At 33.0% G+C, this 17742-nt stretch carries 21 protein-coding genes and 1 pseudogene; 8 read left to right on the top strand and 14 right to left on the bottom strand.

Going from position 1 to position 17742, the window contains the following annotated elements:
• Positions 1 to 236 precede the first annotated feature (236 nt).
• The gene (locus ACLBXA_RS25990) at positions 237 to 1370 is read left to right on the top strand and encodes an FAD-dependent oxidoreductase (protein WP_150158002.1); all 1134 of its coding nucleotides are present in this window, start codon (positions 237 to 239) and stop codon (positions 1368 to 1370) included.
• Between the two features lie 142 nt (positions 1371 to 1512).
• Entirely contained in the window at positions 1513 to 2103 is a 591-nt protein-coding gene (locus tag ACLBXA_RS25985; RefSeq protein WP_063675281.1) for a TetR/AcrR family transcriptional regulator, read from the top strand.
• Positions 2104 to 2152: 49 nt separating this feature from the next.
• Here ACLBXA_RS25985 and ACLBXA_RS25980 read toward each other — a convergent pair whose 3' ends face one another.
• From ACLBXA_RS25980 to ACLBXA_RS25960, 5 genes are all read right to left on the bottom strand, one after another.
• Positions 2153 to 2488: a single-stranded DNA-binding protein gene (locus tag ACLBXA_RS25980; protein ID WP_000982013.1), complete on the bottom strand. Its 336-nt coding sequence runs from the start codon at positions 2486 to 2488 to the stop codon at positions 2153 to 2155.
• A gap of 161 nt (positions 2489 to 2649) precedes the next feature.
• Entirely contained in the window at positions 2650 to 2904 is a 255-nt protein-coding gene (locus ACLBXA_RS25975) for a DUF4318 domain-containing protein (protein WP_016077798.1), read from the bottom strand.
• Between the two features lie 105 nt (positions 2905 to 3009).
• A complete protein-coding gene (locus ACLBXA_RS25970; protein ID WP_001260655.1) occupies positions 3010 to 3741 on the bottom strand; it encodes a Bax inhibitor-1/YccA family protein in 732 nt (243 codons plus the stop codon).
• 75 nt (positions 3742 to 3816) lie between these two features.
• Positions 3817 to 5712 carry an ABC-F family ATP-binding cassette domain-containing protein gene (locus ACLBXA_RS25965; RefSeq protein ID WP_000783172.1) on the bottom strand — a complete coding sequence of 632 codons (1896 nt, stop codon included), beginning with the start codon at positions 5710 to 5712 and terminating at the stop codon, positions 3817 to 3819.
• Positions 5709 to 6356, bottom strand: coding sequence for an HD domain-containing protein (locus ACLBXA_RS25960; protein WP_000165956.1), 648 nt, complete (start codon positions 6354 to 6356; stop codon positions 5709 to 5711). The genes ACLBXA_RS25965 and ACLBXA_RS25960 overlap by 4 nt, the downstream gene beginning before the upstream one ends.
• Positions 6357 to 6465: 109 nt before the next feature.
• Between ACLBXA_RS25960 and ACLBXA_RS25955 the strand changes: the two genes are divergently transcribed.
• Positions 6466 to 7194, top strand: a complete 729-nt coding sequence (locus ACLBXA_RS25955; protein ID WP_098505723.1) for a hypothetical protein — start codon at positions 6466 to 6468, stop codon at positions 7192 to 7194.
• Positions 7195 to 7490: 296 nt separating this feature from the next.
• On the opposite strand, the gene ACLBXA_RS25950 is transcribed toward ACLBXA_RS25955, so the two are convergent.
• Positions 7491 to 7616, bottom strand: coding sequence for a hypothetical protein (locus ACLBXA_RS25950; RefSeq protein WP_000709202.1), 126 nt, complete (start codon positions 7614 to 7616; stop codon positions 7491 to 7493).
• Positions 7613 to 8686: a response regulator aspartate phosphatase gene (locus ACLBXA_RS25945; protein WP_000109862.1), complete on the bottom strand. Its 1074-nt coding sequence runs from the start codon at positions 8684 to 8686 to the stop codon at positions 7613 to 7615. Before ACLBXA_RS25945 ends, ACLBXA_RS25950 begins: the two co-directional genes overlap by 4 nt.
• Positions 8687 to 8872: 186 nt before the next feature.
• Here ACLBXA_RS25945 and ACLBXA_RS25940 point away from each other — a divergent pair, with 186 nt between their 5' ends.
• On the top strand, positions 8873 to 9220 hold the full coding sequence (locus ACLBXA_RS25940) for a YolD-like family protein (protein WP_000541073.1): 348 nt from the start codon (positions 8873 to 8875) through the stop codon (positions 9218 to 9220).
• 260 nt (positions 9221 to 9480) lie between these two features.
• On the opposite strand, the pseudogene ACLBXA_RS25935 reads toward ACLBXA_RS25940, so the two are convergent.
• From ACLBXA_RS25935 to ACLBXA_RS25920, 4 genes and pseudogenes are all read right to left on the bottom strand, one after another.
• Positions 9481 to 9681: pseudogene (locus ACLBXA_RS25935) on the bottom strand (HNH endonuclease); the annotation flags it as partial.
• On the bottom strand, positions 9663 to 9836 hold the full coding sequence (locus ACLBXA_RS25930) for a hypothetical protein (RefSeq protein ID WP_001012095.1): 174 nt from the start codon (positions 9834 to 9836) through the stop codon (positions 9663 to 9665). The gene ACLBXA_RS25930 and the pseudogene ACLBXA_RS25935, both read right to left, overlap by 19 nt.
• A gap of 31 nt (positions 9837 to 9867) precedes the next feature.
• Entirely contained in the window at positions 9868 to 10131 is a 264-nt protein-coding gene (locus tag ACLBXA_RS25925) for a hypothetical protein (RefSeq protein ID WP_000478848.1), read from the bottom strand.
• 198 nt (positions 10132 to 10329) lie between these two features.
• Positions 10330 to 10605, bottom strand: a complete 276-nt coding sequence (locus ACLBXA_RS25920; protein WP_000427801.1) for a stage V sporulation protein S — start codon at positions 10603 to 10605, stop codon at positions 10330 to 10332.
• Positions 10606 to 11217: 612 nt separating this feature from the next.
• Here ACLBXA_RS25920 and ACLBXA_RS25915 point away from each other — a divergent pair.
• Positions 11218 to 11766, top strand: a complete 549-nt coding sequence (locus ACLBXA_RS25915; RefSeq protein WP_000536156.1) for a hypothetical protein — start codon at positions 11218 to 11220, stop codon at positions 11764 to 11766.
• Between the two features lie 155 nt (positions 11767 to 11921).
• On the opposite strand, the gene ACLBXA_RS25910 is transcribed toward ACLBXA_RS25915, so the two are convergent.
• Positions 11922 to 13523: an esterase/lipase family protein gene (locus ACLBXA_RS25910; protein WP_447617586.1), complete on the bottom strand. Its 1602-nt coding sequence runs from the start codon at positions 13521 to 13523 to the stop codon at positions 11922 to 11924.
• Between the two features lie 553 nt (positions 13524 to 14076).
• On the opposite strand from ACLBXA_RS25910, the gene ACLBXA_RS25905 reads away from it, so the two are divergent.
• Complete coding sequence (locus tag ACLBXA_RS25905; RefSeq protein ID WP_000988895.1) at positions 14077 to 14916, top strand: arylamine N-acetyltransferase family protein; 840 nt, start codon at positions 14077 to 14079, stop codon at positions 14914 to 14916.
• 96 nt (positions 14917 to 15012) lie between these two features.
• Here ACLBXA_RS25905 and ACLBXA_RS25900 read toward each other — a convergent pair whose 3' ends face one another.
• Both ACLBXA_RS25900 and exsG read right to left on the bottom strand, forming a co-directional pair.
• Positions 15013 to 15222: a hypothetical protein gene (locus ACLBXA_RS25900; protein ID WP_000824195.1), complete on the bottom strand. Its 210-nt coding sequence runs from the start codon at positions 15220 to 15222 to the stop codon at positions 15013 to 15015.
• Between the two features lie 218 nt (positions 15223 to 15440).
• Positions 15441 to 15593, bottom strand: a complete 153-nt coding sequence (exsG, locus tag ACLBXA_RS25895; protein WP_000395679.1) for an exosporium protein ExsG — start codon at positions 15591 to 15593, stop codon at positions 15441 to 15443.
• Positions 15594 to 15800: 207 nt separating this feature from the next.
• Between exsG and ACLBXA_RS25890 the strand changes: the two genes are divergently transcribed.
• Both ACLBXA_RS25890 and ric read left to right on the top strand, forming a co-directional pair.
• Entirely contained in the window at positions 15801 to 16703 is a 903-nt protein-coding gene (locus tag ACLBXA_RS25890) for an excalibur calcium-binding domain-containing protein (RefSeq protein WP_127725777.1), read from the top strand.
• Between the two features lie 215 nt (positions 16704 to 16918).
• Positions 16919 to 17626: an iron-sulfur cluster repair di-iron protein gene (gene ric, locus ACLBXA_RS25885; protein WP_000683171.1), complete on the top strand. Its 708-nt coding sequence runs from the start codon at positions 16919 to 16921 to the stop codon at positions 17624 to 17626.
• The last annotated feature ends 116 nt before the right edge of the window (positions 17627 to 17742 follow it).

The raw sequence follows: 17742 nt of genomic DNA, 5'->3' as shown, positions 1-17742 counted from the left end.
ATGTTCTTAGCTGTATTGTAACATGTTATCACTCTATACTCCTACTCGGATGCTTAATTTTACTAATTCCTTTTCTACATTTCTGAAAAGCTTTATTCATTCTATTTTCACCTAATCTTTCCAAAACTATAGTTAAAAGTCTAATTGACAATTACATAAAAAGGAATTAACCTTAACTCATAAAATGACCTTGGTCATTTTATGAGTTAAGTCATTTATAAGTGGAGGGATAACAAATGAATAATGTCATAATTATTGGTGGCGGTATCGCTGGACTTTGTGCAGCAATTTCCCTACAAAAAATAGGATTAGATGTAAAAGTATATGACAAAAAAACTGAACCCACTGTTGCTGGTGCAGGTATTATCATTGCCCCAAATGCAATGCAAGCACTGAAATTATACGAAATTTCTGAGAAAATCAAAAAATTCGGCAACGAAAGTGACGGTTTTAACCTTGTATCCGAAAAAGGAACTACTTTCAATAAATTAATTATTCCAACTTGCTATCCAAAAATGTACTCCATTCATAGAAAATATTTACATCAATTATTACTTTCTGAACTAAAAGAGGATACTGTCGAATGGGGAAAAGAATGCGTAAAAATAGAACAGAATGAAGAAAACGCCTTAAAAATAGTATTTCAAGATGGTAGTGAAGCACTCGGCAATATACTCATTGCGGCTGATGGTATTCATTCTGTCGTTCGAAAACAAGTAACACAAGGCGATAATTACCGTTATGCAGGCTATACGTGTTGGCGCGGCGTAACTCCTACTAATAACCTTTCTTTAACAAACGATTTTATTGAAACTTGGGGAACAAACGGTAGATTTGGTATCGTCCCTCTTCCCAACAATGAAGTATACTGGTATGCACTCATAAACGCTAAAGCTAGAGATTCAAAATACAAAGCTTACACAACAGCAGATTTATATAATCACTTCAAAAATTATCATAATCCCATTCCAGCTATTTTAAAAAACGCATCTGACGTTAATATGATTCATCGTGATATTGTAGACATCACTCCAATGAAACAATTTTTTGACAAACGCATCGTATTTATTGGAGATGCTGCCCATGCACTTACTCCGAATTTAGGTCAAGGTGCTTGTCAAGCAATTGAAGATGCGATTATTCTGGCTGAATGTATCGAAAATAATGCTCATTATCGTCAAGCATTTATAGAATACGAACAAAAAAGAAGAGATAGAATTGAAAAAATCTCAACCACTGCGTGGACAGTTGGAAAAATGGCGCAAATAGAAAGTAAACCTTTAACTATAATAAGAAATGAAGTAATGAAACGTATTCCAAAATGGATTTCTGAAAGGCAAGCACACGAACTATATAGTTTTCGTTTATAACAAGAAACTATAAACAGAATTCTTTCTATCTTGCTTTCGATTATATAGAGCTTTATAAAACAATAAACTGAATTCTGATGTAAGATTCTATTTGAGATTATCTATTAAACAGCTATAATTGTTTGTGTTAGGAGTAGATAAAATGCTAAGAGAAACGAGAAAAAAAGAGTTAAAAGAACTTATATTCCTAAAGGCAATACAGCTCTTCCAAGAACGTGGGTACGAAAACGTAACGGTTCAAGATATTACTACTGCATGTGGTATTGCAAAAGGAACTTTCTTCAACTATTTTCCGAAAAAAGAAAACATATTATTATTTTTAGGTGATTCTCAGATTGACCTATGGAATGAAAGTTTAAAAACGTATAAAAATATGGAACATCCAAAAGAAAAAATCAAACTTGTTTTAGGAGATTTACTGGATCGATTTACTGGACATGGTGATTTCATGAAGCATGCCGTCTTTGAGATTATAAAGTCAAACTACTTAGTAGAAAATGAATTAAAAAGTATACAACAGCTACAAGAAGGTTTGTCTTCAATTATTACCGAAGCGAAAGAGGCAGGAACATTAAACAGTCAATGGGATGTAAATATTATCACTTCTACTATTATGAGTACTTATTTTTATACACTAATGTCCCCTTCCCAATTACATGCTAATGAAACAAATGCAAAAAATATACTCTATCAACAGTTGGATGTTGTTTGGGGAGGTATCACTCAAAAATAATAGAGGGCTATTAACCCCCTCTATTATTTTTGATACTCTTTACTTCTTATCATGATGCCCCCTCCCGCCTTCTCTCCAAAAAGGTAATACTCTCAATCACAACTTCAGTTCTATATATTCTCTTGCCTTGTTCATCATCGTAATTACTCGTCTGAATACGCCCTGTAATCCCAACAAGTGACCCCTTCTTACAATATTCAGTTACATTCTCAGCCGATTTTCGCCAAACGACACAATTAATAAAATCGACTTGTTGTTCACCTAAACTATTTCGAAATCCTCTATTCACCGCAATACATATTCTTGCATAAGCGACGCCTTGTTTTGTGTAGTATAATTCTGGCTCCTTTGTCAATCTACCGATTAATACAACTCGATTCATCATAAGTTATACCACCTCACATATTTTTCTTCATTGTAAGGAGAAGTATTTGAATAGTAAAAAGCACAAAATGATATATCCGTAAGTAAAAAGTATTATTTTAGACCCTACAAAACAAAAAAAGAAACCATACATAGTTCAAACATGTATGGTTTCAAAATTTATTACACTTCAGTACAAGATATGTAATATCCTCCGCGAGCCATCTTTATTTCAGCACGGTACATTACATTTTCTAAGTAGAACGTAATCGGTTTAACTTTACTCTCAAATTTTAGTCTCTCATTGCATTCAGTTGCATATCCTTCAATCACTGAAGTAATAACTTCTGATGATGGATACGTTAAAGTTTCATCTAGTTCTATGAAAAAACTTTTAGAAAATAGTTTTTTCATAATCCCTTTCTTCTCTTTCATCATATTCCATCTCCTTCAATTCAAGTTGATAACATCCATATTATACCATACATTCAATATATCTTTGAAAATAAAAAAATCCTGCATTTTTCATGCAGGATTTTTTTATTAGTCATTTTTCGTAAAGTAAGAAACAAAACGAAGAATTTCTAAGTATAACCATACTAATGTAAGCATTAGTCCCATCGCAGTATACCACTCCATATATTTCGGAGCTTGACTACGTACACCATTTTCGATTAAATCGAAATCTAGTAATAAGTTTAATGCAGCAACTACAATAACAACTGCACTAATAATAATACCGATTGTACCACCTTGGTGAATGTATGGAACAGTTACACCAAACATATTTAGTAGGAATACGACTAAATACATAACCATAATTCCAAGTGTTGCTGCCATAACGCCTGTACGGAATTTATCCGTTACTTTTACTACGCGTGTTGCATATAACACTAACATTGCAAATAGAATTGAGATTGTTAGTAATACAGCATTTAAAACGATAGAATCGCCAAATTTCATTGTATAAACTGCTGAAATACTTCCTAACACAACCCCTTCTACCGCTGCATAGATTGGTGCACCAAAAGGTGAAATACGCGGGAAGAACATAGACGCGAATGCGATGATTGCCGCAACGATTAAAGCACCAATTAATACTGGCATCTTCATCGTCCCCTGCATCATCTGTATGTATGAATAGACAGACGTTGCAAGTAGCAAGATAAGCATAATAAACGTTTTGCCTACTGTTCCGCCAATCGTCATCGCAGAAGCGCTTGCTCCCTCTTTACGGAATGCCTCTTTTTTCAACATTGGATTAGATGTTCTCATTTTTTCCCTCCTAAAATAGGTTCTACCAATAGTGTAAAGTTTTTCTCTTTACTTTTCAATATATGCAGCTTGTTTTTATTTTAATCCTTCAACGATGTCTGATAGTTCACTCCATCTTTCCATCTTTTTTTCTAGCTCTTCTTCTGTTTTCTGCTGTGCTTCAGATAATTCTTGTGCCTTTGTGAAGTCAGATCCAACTTTCGCAAGTTCTTCTCCAATTGACTCAATTTTCTCTTCAAGTTCGGCAATTGTATCTTCAATCGTTTCCCATTCACGCTGTTCATTGTATGAAAGTTTACGTTTACGTTGTTGTTTTGGAGCTTCTTCTACAACTTTTTTCTCTTTTTGAACTTCCGCTTTCTCCATAAGTTCTCTCGTTTTTTCCATTTCTAAATAATCTGTATAACTACCTAAAAACTCACGCACTTCGCCTCCACCAGTAAAGATGAACAGTTCATCTACTACTTTATCTAAGAAGTAACGGTCATGCGATACAGTTAAAACGACACCTGGGAAATCTTCTAAATAATCTTCTAGTACTGTTAATGTTTGTGTATCTAGATCGTTCGTAGGTTCATCAAGTAAAAGTACGTTTGGTTCTCCCATTAAAATACGTAATAAATATAAACGTCTTCTTTCACCACCAGATAGTTTACCAAGTGGTGTACCATGTGAATGCGTCGGGAATAAGAAACGTTCTAACATTTGAGATGCACCAATTACTTTTCCATCTGTCGTATGAATAACTTCTGCAATCTCTTTAATGTATTCAATCATACGCTGATTTAAATTCATCTCTTCATTTTCTTGCGTATAATAAGCAACTTTTACAGTTTGTCCTACTTCAACTTCACCACTATCAGGAGATAACTTACCTGCAAGCATATTTAATAGGGAAGATTTCCCGCTTCCATTCGCCCCAATAATTCCGATACGATCACCCGGTTTCACAATATGATTAAAATTATGTAATACCGTCTTATCGCCAAATTTTTTCGTTACATCTTTTAACTCAAGTACTTTCTTTCCTAGACGACTTCCGCTTAGTGCAATATCAACTGACTGTTTTGCAGCTGGTCCTTCTTGTTCCTTTAGCTCATCAAAACGCTGAATACGCGCCTTTTGTTTCGTAGAACGGGCTTTTGCACCACGACGAATCCAAGCAAGTTCACGACGATATAAATTTTGGCGTTTCGATTCTTGTGCCAATTCTTGCTCTTCACGAAGTGCTTTCGCTTCTAAAAATGTACTATAGTTTCCTTCGTAGCTATATAATTTACCATTATCTAATTCAAAAATACGATTCGTCACACGATCTAAGAAATAACGATCATGGGTTACAAGTAATACCGAACCTGTATATCTCGCTAAATATTCTTCTAACCATTCAACTGTCTCATGGTCAAGATGGTTCGTAGGCTCGTCTAAAATTAATAAATCAGGTGTTTCAATAAAACATTGTGCCATTGCGATACGTTTTTTCTGTCCACCAGATAAGTTCCCAACAATTGCAGTGAAGTCCGTAATTCCTAATTTCGTTAAAAGAGATTTCGCATTTGCATTTGCTTCCCATGCACTCATTGCATCCATACGTTGCTGCACTGCAAATAATTGTTCCTGTACTTTTTCATTACTTGGATCTTTTTCAATATTTAATAGTGCTTTTTCATAATCACGAAGAAGACGAATTAAAGGTGTATCACCATGGAACACTTGCTCTAATACTGTCAGTTTTTCATCAAACTCTGGTTGCTGTGATAAATAACTAATTGTATACCCACGTGAATGCGTCATATCACCTGTATCAGGAGTTTCTAATCCTGCAATAATTTTTAATAATGTCGATTTACCAGTTCCGTTTACACCAATAATTCCGACACGTTGTCCTTCTGTAATACTACATGATAATCCATCAAATAACGGCTTTTCTCCATATGATTTTGATAAGTTCTCCACAGTTAACATTTTCATATTTGTGCATTCCACTCTTTCATAAATTGTTCAATAAACTGTTCCATGTAACGATGACGAATTTCAGCCTCTTGTTTTGCTGCATTCGTATTCATTAAATCTTTTAATTTCAAAAGTTTTTCATAAAAATGATTTAAAGATGGATCATTATTTTTTCTATACTCTTCTTTCGTCATTTCTTCACGCGGCGGAATAGTTGGGTCATACATTAATCTCCCTTTTGCCCCGCCATATGCAAATGTACGAGCAATTCCAATTGCACCAAGAGCATCTAAACGATCCGCATCTTGAACAATTTTCCCTTCAAGTGACTCTACTGTGCCGCCATGGCCACCTTTATAAGACATATTGGCGATGATATGAAGAATATGTTTACTTTCCTCTTCTTCAACACGTAACTCTTCTAACCAATCAGAAACTTTTTTCATTCCTGCTGCTTCACTTTCATTTAGCTTTTCATCTGCCACATCGTGAAGTAATGCTGCCATTTCAATTATAAAACGATTTCCACCTTCTTGCTCAGATAAAGAAATCGCCAGTTTATGTACACGCTCAATATGATACCAATCATGCCCACTCGCATCTTTTTCTAAAATATGTTTTACAAAAGTAATTGTTTTTTGGATTTTTTCTTGTTTTGTCATTTTATCTTCACCCAGTTACTTATTGTAACACGCCCGCATTTTTTCATCACATATTTTCTTGTCTGCCCATACACTAGGTGGTAGGCATCATCATGAAGGAGGAATAAACATGTTCTATAATAATCAACCGCCTTACCCAAGGCAACCATTTTACCCTCAACAGCAGGAACAGAGATACACAGAACAATACGAAGAACAAGAGTTACAGCAACAAGAACAACAATATGACGAAAATCCATATGCAACAACGCAAAATCAAGAAACTGAATTTCAACAAAATCCATATGACACACGTCCAAATTATGAATATCCCCAAAATCCATATGCAGTAGCACAAAACCAAGAACAACAATATCCTCAAAATCCATATGCAGCACCACAAAACCAAGAACAACAATATCAGCAAAATCCATATGTAACACCACAAAACCCATACACAACTCAACCGCAATACCAACAACAAATGTATCAACCAAACTACGACGCACGTGTCTCACCACCTAAACCACCAACAATAGATCCAACTCAGCCACAAATTTTACCGCCTGGGCCAACATTAGACATTACACAACCACAAATCTTACCACCTGGACCAATTACAGAACCAACACAACAACAAATTCAACAAGTTGTCGGTACACAGTTTTTACCTTTCAAGAAACCCGTACTAGATTTCGTAAAACCATGGGTAGATTACGGTTTAAATGAAGCAAAACATACATCACATGAACACGCATTAACAGAAGTTGCTGCGATTATGTTTTTAGTTGGTAAAGGCTTCAATCCGACGATTGCACATTATATCGTTGAATCTTGGGAGAAGAATGAGCAGTTTTAGGGTTGTTTATTTGATAAAATATAAAAAACACAAAAGTGCCAAACCCCTTATACCACAAGGGTTTTGGCACTTTTTAATATCTAAAACAAATTTTATTGAAATAATTATTTTTATAGATTTTCATACTTTTTTATATAGTACGTGAACATATACAGTACAAAAATACACCTTTGTATACACATTTTTAGAAACATCCTACGTTTATCAAACAATAACCAAAAGACGTACCTGCAACCTCATCATATAAATAATAAATATTAAAAAGAGGACACTATAAGCGCCCTCTTCCTTAGGTTTTAAATATGTTCTCCATGATCCATAAACACTTCAATTGCTTCGTTTTGTGGTATGTCTTTTACATTAGTAAGACCAAAAGTAAAAACAGCGGATAACATCATCATTAATAAGATTGCTTTTTTCATTTTAGCGCCCTTCTTTCTATGCTCTTTTTGTCTGCATCTAAAGCGATGTGCAAATACTTGCTTGCTTTTCTGTGATTTTCTGAACCATAGAATCTTTCACCTAAAAGAGAAGCATATTCTTTTACCCAATCATATAATTCTTCTTTTTCAAAATACGAAATACCTTCTATAACCACATTTTCTAATTCTTCTTGCGGTACATAGTTATGTACTGCTTTTAAAATTCGGAAATGATGACGATAACATAAGTCGCTAATCTTATAGCCATTCTCAATATATTCATTAGCGATATGACTATAACCTAACTTAAAATGTTCTCTTGCTAAAAGAAACATAGTTTTAGCGTTATTTTCTAATGAATCCTCTAAGTGTTTAATTGCTAACTCTGGCATGTTTTGACTTGCGTATAAAAGTCCTAAATTATGCTTAACTCGTTTAATAAGAAGTTCATCATTAGATTTTTGGAAGGTACCTAGTGCTGAAAGTAAATATTCCTCTGCACTTTCGAATTCATTTAGTCGAATGTGTGCCATTCCTAAAGTATTTAAGCATGCTGCAGTTTTTAATTCATACCCTGGACTAATTGAAAATACTTCATTCGCCTTTGTAGCAAATTGAACTGCTAGGATCGGTTTTAATACGTGATAGTAATGGACTGCAAGCCAATAATTAAATTCAGCTTTTTCAATTTCATCATGCATGTACTCTAAAAACGTTTCAGCTTTTTCAAATTGCATTCTTGCTTCACTATGGTTTGCTTTATTAATAGCGTAAATTGCTTTAAATAAATGATGATAGTACTCTAAAAATGTTTCTGTAGACTCTGGTAAAGGCTCGATTTTGTCCAGAATATCTTTTGTACTATCCATATCCCGAATTAGCAGTTTATACCGTGCATTCAATAAAGCGTAGTAGACTAATATTGTTTGGTCTTCCTTAATATTATTGATTTTATTTGCAATATCTTCTTTTATTTTCTGAGACTGTAATACACGTTGTGAAATCATAGCTTGATACCATTCGTTTAATAATTTTGTGATTTCTTCTTTAGAAATAATGTCAACACTCATCTACTTCTACCCCCTTTTGTTAAATGTTATCATGACATGCTTGTTTGCATAAATAAGTTTTTGAATATTCTAACTTGAAAAAATTATTTTTGAATATTCATGTTAACAAAATGGTCCCTTTTCAAACCTTAAAAAAGAACACATATTTGTAGTGGAGTTAAAAAAACAAACGTGAGGTATTACATCATGGGATATAACAGCTTTCCTGTAGTACGTGGAAGAGGTATGGTGAAATGGAATCCGTTTGCTTCAATACCGGAGCAATACGAGGAAATACATAGAATGTTTGAGGAACAATATAAAGTACCTAAACCTTTTTTAACACAAGATACTATGGAACGAATAGAAAGAGCGTTAATGCAATCTTTTCACGAGGAAGAAGAAATACATATCTCATACTATCGTGATGGAATGGTGCAAGACATGTACATAAATGTATTACATATTGAACCGATGACGAAAACTATATATTGTACAGATGCCTTTGGTTTGAATACTAAGTTTAAGTTTGATGAATTGGTGAATATAAATTAAAAGAAGCCGCCCGACAGGACTGAAGTGCACCCCAATTGTTAGACACAGCCTAACAATTGGGGTGCACTTCACATATATAGGTGGCTTTTGTACGACAAAAAAAGAGCTCTGCTATACAGCAGAGCAAAAGAAAAATATATAACCCTATAAAAATAATACAAATTATTGATACTTTCAAAAGACGAAATTTAAATTTCCATCACAATAATAGCTATGTTTAAGTATGAAACATTCTACCTTCACTATAGCTATGAATATTCTTATTTTAGAATTCCATAGTATCCAAATAGCTCTTTGAGAGATACCTCAATACCGAACTTCTTCAAAGAATCTTTTCTTTGTTCAAAGAGAAGTTCTAAAACTTTTTTCTTATCTTTGTCTCTTCCATAATGAATCAACCTATGACAGTTCGGACATATACTAACTATATTTCCAACAACATCTAAACTATTTTCAAAATCAATTCATTTATACGATTAATTGTGTAAGAATTATGATGTGTGATTTCTCCTAATTCCTTGTACTGCCTTACGCTTTTTTTCCATTTCACAATTACAACATTATTTTTTTGTAACTGTTTAAATTGCTCTTGTGTTTCAAAGTTTACAAAATTCATATCAATTCCCCTTTGTATGAAAATGAAATTTCTATAATAAAACTTTATAAGCTTTATATATCCATTCTTCATCTTTGTCTTCTTCCACATAAAAGATTTCTATTTTTATTTCCATACCATTTTCCATTAAAACGTGCGCTTCATATTTCCCATCTACATAACTAGCACAATCAATATTGTCTGCTACTATTTCTCTCCATTTATCAGGTAAACTATCATAAAAACGTTCAATGGCCGCTACTAAAACTAAATCTTCTAAATGAGCAGTTTTAAGGTTGTTTATTTTTAAAAACATCAAAAATGCCAAATCCCTTATATCACAAAGGATTTGGCATTTTTAAGTATTTAGAACACCTGCTAAATTTAAGGAGAAATTAACAGACATGCGTCCGGTATAATGCCGTGTCCACACCCAAGGATCGGTTACATAAAATAACGTATCTAACCTGGGAAGTCTATTAGTCTTTTCCCCTTATAGTAACACTCTCTTCTACTAAGACCTTTTCTTTCTAGGGCCTACAATTAATTTAATCGCTGTTCTCTCTTCATTATTAATAGAAATCTCTTGAAACGCTGGAACAAAAGCTAAGTCAATACCACTTGGAGCGACGAACCCTCTTGCAATCGCAATTGCTTTAATCGCTTGATTTATAGCTCCAGCCCCAATCGCTTGAATTTCCACATTACCACTTGTTCTTAGTACACCTGCTATTGCACCTGCGACTGAATTTGGGCTTGATTTTGAAGATACCTTTAATATATTTTCCATGTAAGTTGCTCCTTCTATTATTTAATCTCTCTTTCGTTACAATTTTAAATATTTTAGCGTATCTTTAATTACTATTCACACCAAAAACAAACGATGCTTCATATGTACATTTATTCTATTTTTTCTGACTTCTTCCTGCCCAGCTACACAAATAAAAACAAAAAATAAATAATCTAATATACATACGATTAAATATCATAGCTTCACCAAACGATAACATCCATACAGCAAAAGATAATATTGCTGTTTTGTCATACGAAATTAATATAGTAAAGTGAAACTTTACTCAGTGGGGGGTTTTGTTCATCCCCATCTAACTTCTTTGCTTTCGCTGAATTTTGAGGTGGGAGTCTTACTGCTCGGAAAATAGCGGGATAAACGTTTCCTCGTTACTTCAATCCATTTAGAAATCCCATTCATTTTTCTATCAAATTCTGAACCTTATCATCTTCAAAAAGTGTTAAAGGTAATACCCCAATACTACATTTCATCATTTGACCACTTTATATTCCAAATCTATCTCCTTTTATAGTACAAGCATACACGCCAATTGTGATTCATTTTCATAAACTATTATGTGTTTTACATTTATTAAGAATAGGAGGTAATATATTGGGTTCATACTATCATTCTTCAAACTCGTATAAAAAATGCTCATGCAAATCTTCTTCCAGTTCAAATAAAAAATGTTCATGTGACCATTCACATAAACGAAGCTGTCCTGCATACGGAACTTTTTGGCAAACTGAATTTATAACTGTTCCTTTTGGCAACCCTTTTCCATTTAATCACGTTGGACCTTTAGCAGGAGGCGTTTCCTTACTAAACCCTACTACTATACAATTTAGACAAGCTGGTGATTATAGAGTTTCGTTCATTTCCAGTATTAATACTACTTTAAATCCTGTATTTCCACATATCCCAGTCATAACTATATTTTTAAATAACAATCCACTTGCTAATAGTCAAGGTGACTTCGCTATTCAAATGAATACTTCATCAAATAACGAATGTCTTCAACTCGTTGGCGAAACGATTGTTACAGTGCCAGCTAATTCAACTCTTCAACTTAGAAATAATAGTGGCTTTAATCGTCAAAGTATTGTAACTTGTGACAATGGTATAAATTCAGTTGAATTAACAGTTACAAAACTAAGTTAATATTATTTCTTCACATTCAGATGCTATTTCAGCATCTTTTTTTATTGAATAACAGTTTTCTTCGACTTTTATTATCTCTCATCACGCAAAAAAAGTGCAGAATTCTTTCTAACACAAGATTTCTGCACTTTTATATTATGCTTATTTATTCTTCCTTATTTCTCTACATAAACCGACTTAACAATCGTACGATTATATGGTTTTCCTTCTTTATTCATCCCTTTTATATCCATCGTAACGTTATATACTCCCGGTTGTTTTATATCTTTCAAAGCACCTGTAAATGTATTCGTATTAACATTTTGTAATTCATTAAATTCAGAGACTAACTTACCTTCTTTATTAACGACTCTTACTGTTATGGAAAGATCCCCTTTCATTTCAGGTGCCATTGGTGATTTTTTCAGTTTATACTCAGGTTTATTTACTTTAACTTTTGTAGGTATTTGAAGAACAAATGGTGCGTCATTCTTGTAATCGCTTACAACTAAATATGCATCTTTCGACTGCTTCGCCATCATTTTGATTTTCCATTCGCCTACTTCCAATTTATCAAACTTAAATGTTCTAATTGTCGCCCCATTAAAGAAAGATTCGCCTTCACCAGTAGTTATAGCGCTATCTTTATTTGCATATATTTTTCCTTTTGGAGATACCATTTGTACTTCTACATCAGAAGAAGCAGTTAGTACAGAAACTATTCCTTCCGCTTTTTTATCAACTGTAACGGTTTGCTCTATCCACTGATTTTGTGGTAATTCGCCTCCTAAAATATTTTGATTTGAAGTTGTATTTAATTGTTCTAGATCTTCATTTGAACTAGTGCTGGATGCTACTAAAGCTGGTAATTCCACATTTGTCGTACGTAAATATGGTTCGATTCGTGTAAAAACAGCTGATCCTTTTCTTATATTGTCATGATCAAATCTGGAATCTGTAAATAAATGTGTACCGTACGATAGCTTCGCACTCCATTCATTTACTAGTCCATCATTTGAACCGTACGATGATAAATATAACCCGCCCATAGATAATGCAGAAAATGTTGGCCCCCAGCTAGTCCCAGTAGCCGTATAGTAACGGTTTAATTTAGCTGCTGGGTTATTATCTATTGTTGAACGAAACTTTGCCATTTCACCTATTTGTAACGAGTACGTACCATCATCTTTTTGACCTAATATAGAAGCTAGCCACCCTGCCCACCAACTATATGACAAATCTGCTAAATTTGAGCCGTGATGCGGTGTAGCAAGTGTAATAACATTTCCAACAAATCGATTCGCATCATATTCAACTAATGCGGCTTGTGTATCAATACCACCTTTACTATGCGCTACAATATTAACTTTTTTACCGAAATGATTATATATTTCTTCAAGTTTTTGTGCTAACAGTTTTCCGTTATCCCACTGACTAGCCGAACCTTTCCCCGCAGCATCATATAATTGTATAAACACTGTTTGATAGCCTGCTTTCAAAGCATAATCATACATATCATTTATATCATGATATACTGTCTTTCCATACCAACTATCCGCATTACCATTTCTTCCTTGTACAAAGAGAATTGGTGGTTTATTCTCATCATAATTAGCAGGTTTTTGGCCTAAAAACCATTCCCCAGGTGTAAATACTTCTGTGTCAGGAAACCCCTTTCCAAGCTCTTTTACAACTTCTGCCTGTACATTTGTGCTAATCGTTGGATCCATGATAAAAAATACAATTAGTAAGGCCACACATCTTCTCATCAGTCTCATATTACTCCCCCTATTTTTTTGAAAGAAGGTGTTCTTTATAATATTTTATATTTTCCCTTCCTTAATAATAGCTAATCTTTGATTTTAAAAAGATGTTAGCCCTATTTTTAGAAGGTTACTAGTTGTGTACCCTCTTCCTTAACTCTCGTTATTCTCTTTGTTTCTACCTCTTCCTTTTGATAGAATACGACAAAAAAGTTTCTCAATAATTGTTAACTTCGCTACATCCAGATATTTTTTAAATCATTATTGTTTATATAAAGCATACAAATCTTGAAAAAATTTTAGTAAAAAAACATTTTATTACTAGTTAGTTATTTAAAAACATAATAAAGATATGTACTTTCTTTTCATTAAATACAAAATAATTTTAAAGGACCCTATATTGTAAGGCTTTCCTACAATTAAAAATCAAACTGAAATTTCCGAATAAACAATCATATTTCCAGAAACATATATTATGATAATTTCCGCGCACTTGAATTAACCTTGTAGAAGTACTAACCTATCGGTGAGCAGAAGAAAATTCTGTAAAAAGAAAGGAGAATACTTTATGATGACCAATTTACAAAAGGAGTTTTTTGAACGCTTAAAAATTCCTGCAAAAGAAATAACATTTGATGATTTAGATGAAATCTTATTAAAAATGGGAATGATTCTCCCCTATGAAAATCTTGATATTATGGCTGGTACTATTAAAAATATCTCAAAAGATAACTTAATAGAAAAGTTACTTATTCAAAAACGAGGTGGACTTTGTTATGAATTAAACTCCTTATTGTATTATTTTTTAATTGATTGTGGGTTTCAAGTATACAAAGTAGCCGGTACTGTTTATGATCTTTACGATAATAAATGGAAGCCCGATGATGGTCATGTCATTATCATATTAAGTCATGAGAATAAAGATTATGTTGTGGATGCAGGTTTTGCATCTCATCTCCCTTTACATCCAGTCCCTTTTAAAGGAGAAGCCATCTCCTCTCAAACAGGAGAATATCGAATTCGTAAACGAAATACTCGAAAAGGTACGCATATTTTAGAAATGAGAAAAGGAGCTAACGGAGAATCTACAAGTTTCTTACAATCTGAACCTTCAAATGAATGGAAAATAGGTTATGCTTTCACTTTAGATCCAATAGATGAGAAAAAAGTGAATAACATTCAAAAAGTGATTGTAGAGCATAAAGAATCTCCTTTTAATAAAGGGGCTATCACTTGTAAATTAACTACTTATGGTCACATATCGTTAACAAATAAAAATTACACAGAAACCTTTAAAGGCACCAAAAATAAACGACCAATAGAATCTAAAGATTATGCTCGCATTCTTCGTGAATCTTTTGGAATAACGCAAGAGAAATATGTAGGAAAAACACTAGAAAGAGGTTAGTTGACTAGAAGTATTTCATAATAAAGCAGATTCTATATTTAGAATCTGCTTTATTTTATATTTTGTTATAAATTAATTTAATTTTGTTGTTACCCTTTAATTTTCAATTATATACTCATCATCATATTTATCGTATTGTAACCCTTTCCCTATCTTTGATTCTGTAACTTGATCTCTTAAAAACGGTGCAGCACCCATTTTGCTAGTTGCAATTTCAATTCCATATTTTTTCGTTAAATGAGCTAACTCTATTAAAAACCACTCTCTTCGCAATGTAACTGGAATATCAAATGTTTTTCTTTTCATATATAATAGCACCTCTTTTATTTTCATAGCTTAAAAACATCACTGGATGCACTTATTAAAACTACCTTCCACCCCTAACATCCAATGAAACATTATAGTATATGCATGTCCATTTCAAACGTGCTATCACAAATATGATATTAAAGTTTACATAATTATATTATGTAATAATAGAAGAGAAAGGCATGTCCCTTCCTCTTCTATTATAGATATTTAAATTAAGAACATCTTGGTACACCTAAAGCTAAAAATAAACCTGCTACTCCCGCAGTAATCGGTACTTTTAACGTAATAACATCGTCTACCTTCGTTACTAAAAAGTAAGCATTACCTTCTTGTAATATACAAGTTACCAACAATTGAAATTCCATTCAAATCTCCTCCTTTCAATCGATATACTATAATTTATGAAATCTCTTTCAAAAAGTAATAGTAAATATATCTATTTTCCCTTATATGCAAATAAATGTTTATAAGTCTAGTAAAAATATTAATTTTCTAAATTTATATAAAACGTGTAATATCCAATAAGTTCCTATATAATCAATAAGAAAAATCTTACAAATGGAGGTATGAAAATGGCGATTTTGAGTAATATTGGTGCAGCTTTATTTTTTATTGCTTTTATTCTTTTAATCTTATGTATCATTTCATTCTTTAAAAAAAATGGAAAAGCAAAACAATATGGACGTCCTACCGTTATTCTTTTTATGATTTCAATTATATTAATAGTGACTGGTACAACAAAATCTGAACACCCAGTCATCGAATTTTTTGCTATTTTAAGTTTCATTCTATTTATATTCTTCCTTGTACTTGCAATATTATCTGTTATTAAGAAAACAGGTGTAGCAAAAAAACAATTTATTATTACAGCCGTATTATTTGTCATTTTTGTTGCGCTATTAGGTATTTCAGCTCCTTCTTCTGAAAAAACGACAGCAACTAGTACAAAAGTTGCCTCTAACAATGAAGAACAAAAAGATAGCGAAAAGAAAAAAGAACTAGAAAAGAAAGAGGCTGACGAAAAAACTCAAAAGCAAGAAGATGAGAAGCGTCAAGCCGAGGAACAAGCTCGTAAGCAAGAAGATGAAAAACGTCAAGCCGAGGAACAAGCTCGTAAGCAAGAGGATGAAGAACGTCTAGCTGATGAACAGGCTCGTAAACAACAAGAAGAACAAAAACGTCAGGCTGATGAACAAGCTCGTAAGCAACAAGAAGAACAAAAACGTCAGGCTGATGAACAAGCTCGTAAGCAACAAGAAGAGCAAAAACGTCAGGCTGATGAACAAGCTCGTAAGCAACAAGAAGAGCAAAAAGCACAGCAAACTCAAACACAACCTACCTCAGGAAATACTAGTAGTGCATATTACAAAAATTGTGATGCAGTTAGAGCTGCGGGGAAAGCTCCTCTATATAAAGATCAACCAGGATATAGTCGTAAACTAGATAGAGACGGCGATGGAGTTGCATGCGAATAATAGTAATAAAAAAGAAGCTTAGTAAAAGCTTCTTTTTTTACTGTAATGCCTTACATTTAATATCCCTTTCTCTTATTTAGATGTGTTCTTAAATAAATTTCATACTATTATTCTCAAAAATGACACATAATAAGTGATTTCAATCACCACATTGATTTTCATTTATCGCTATTCTTAATTTAGTAATTACATTCAAACTTTATGGAGGCGTTCATATGAAACATACATTTACTGAAACTTCTATTGTCGGTGAGATCGTTACACAATTCCCGAAAGCTAGTGATCTTTTTAAATCATATAGAATAGATTTTTGTTGTGGTGGCAATAAACCGCTTATTGATGCAATTCATGAAAGAAATTTATCAGCTACTGAAGTGCTTACAGAGTTAAATACGCTTTATAATAATATGAAACGATTAAATGAATCTGAAATTGATTGGAAAAATGCTTCTTATCGCGAATTGATTGATTATGTTATAAATAAGCATCATCGCTATTTAAATGAAGAGTTGCCACAATTAAGTCCGTATGTGACAAAAGTATTACGTGTTCATGGGGCAAGTCAGCCTCATTTAGCTCAAATTCATAAGCTATTTCATGAACTAAAGATGGAACTAGAACAACATTTAATTAAAGAAGAAACAGAAGATTTTCCATTAATTTTAGAATTTGAACAAAATCCAACTGAAGAAAACTATGTGAAGTTACGTAAAGTAGTAGATGAGTTGGAAAATGAACATAACCACGCAGGCAACATTATTAAAGAGCTTCGTAAAGTGACGAATGACTTTACTCCTCCAGAAGGAGCTTGCGGCACTTATCGACTTGTTTATCAACGCCTTGAAGCACTAGAGTCTGATTTATTTGAGCATATTCATTTAGAAAATAACATTTTATTTCCACGTGCAATTACGAGAGTGTAAATTAAGTGCAGGACATGAGTGTAAATACTTATGTCCTGTTTTTTCATTTGGTAAAGAATATACACATCCCTCTCGAATAAGTCCGAATTTTAACAATTTGTGAATCATTGTAAAAA

The sequence above is a fragment of the Bacillus sp. D48C genome (assembly GCF_053345735.1).
The sequence above is the reverse complement of the archived record's forward strand: the minus strand, read 5'-3'. Positions and strand labels throughout refer to the sequence as shown.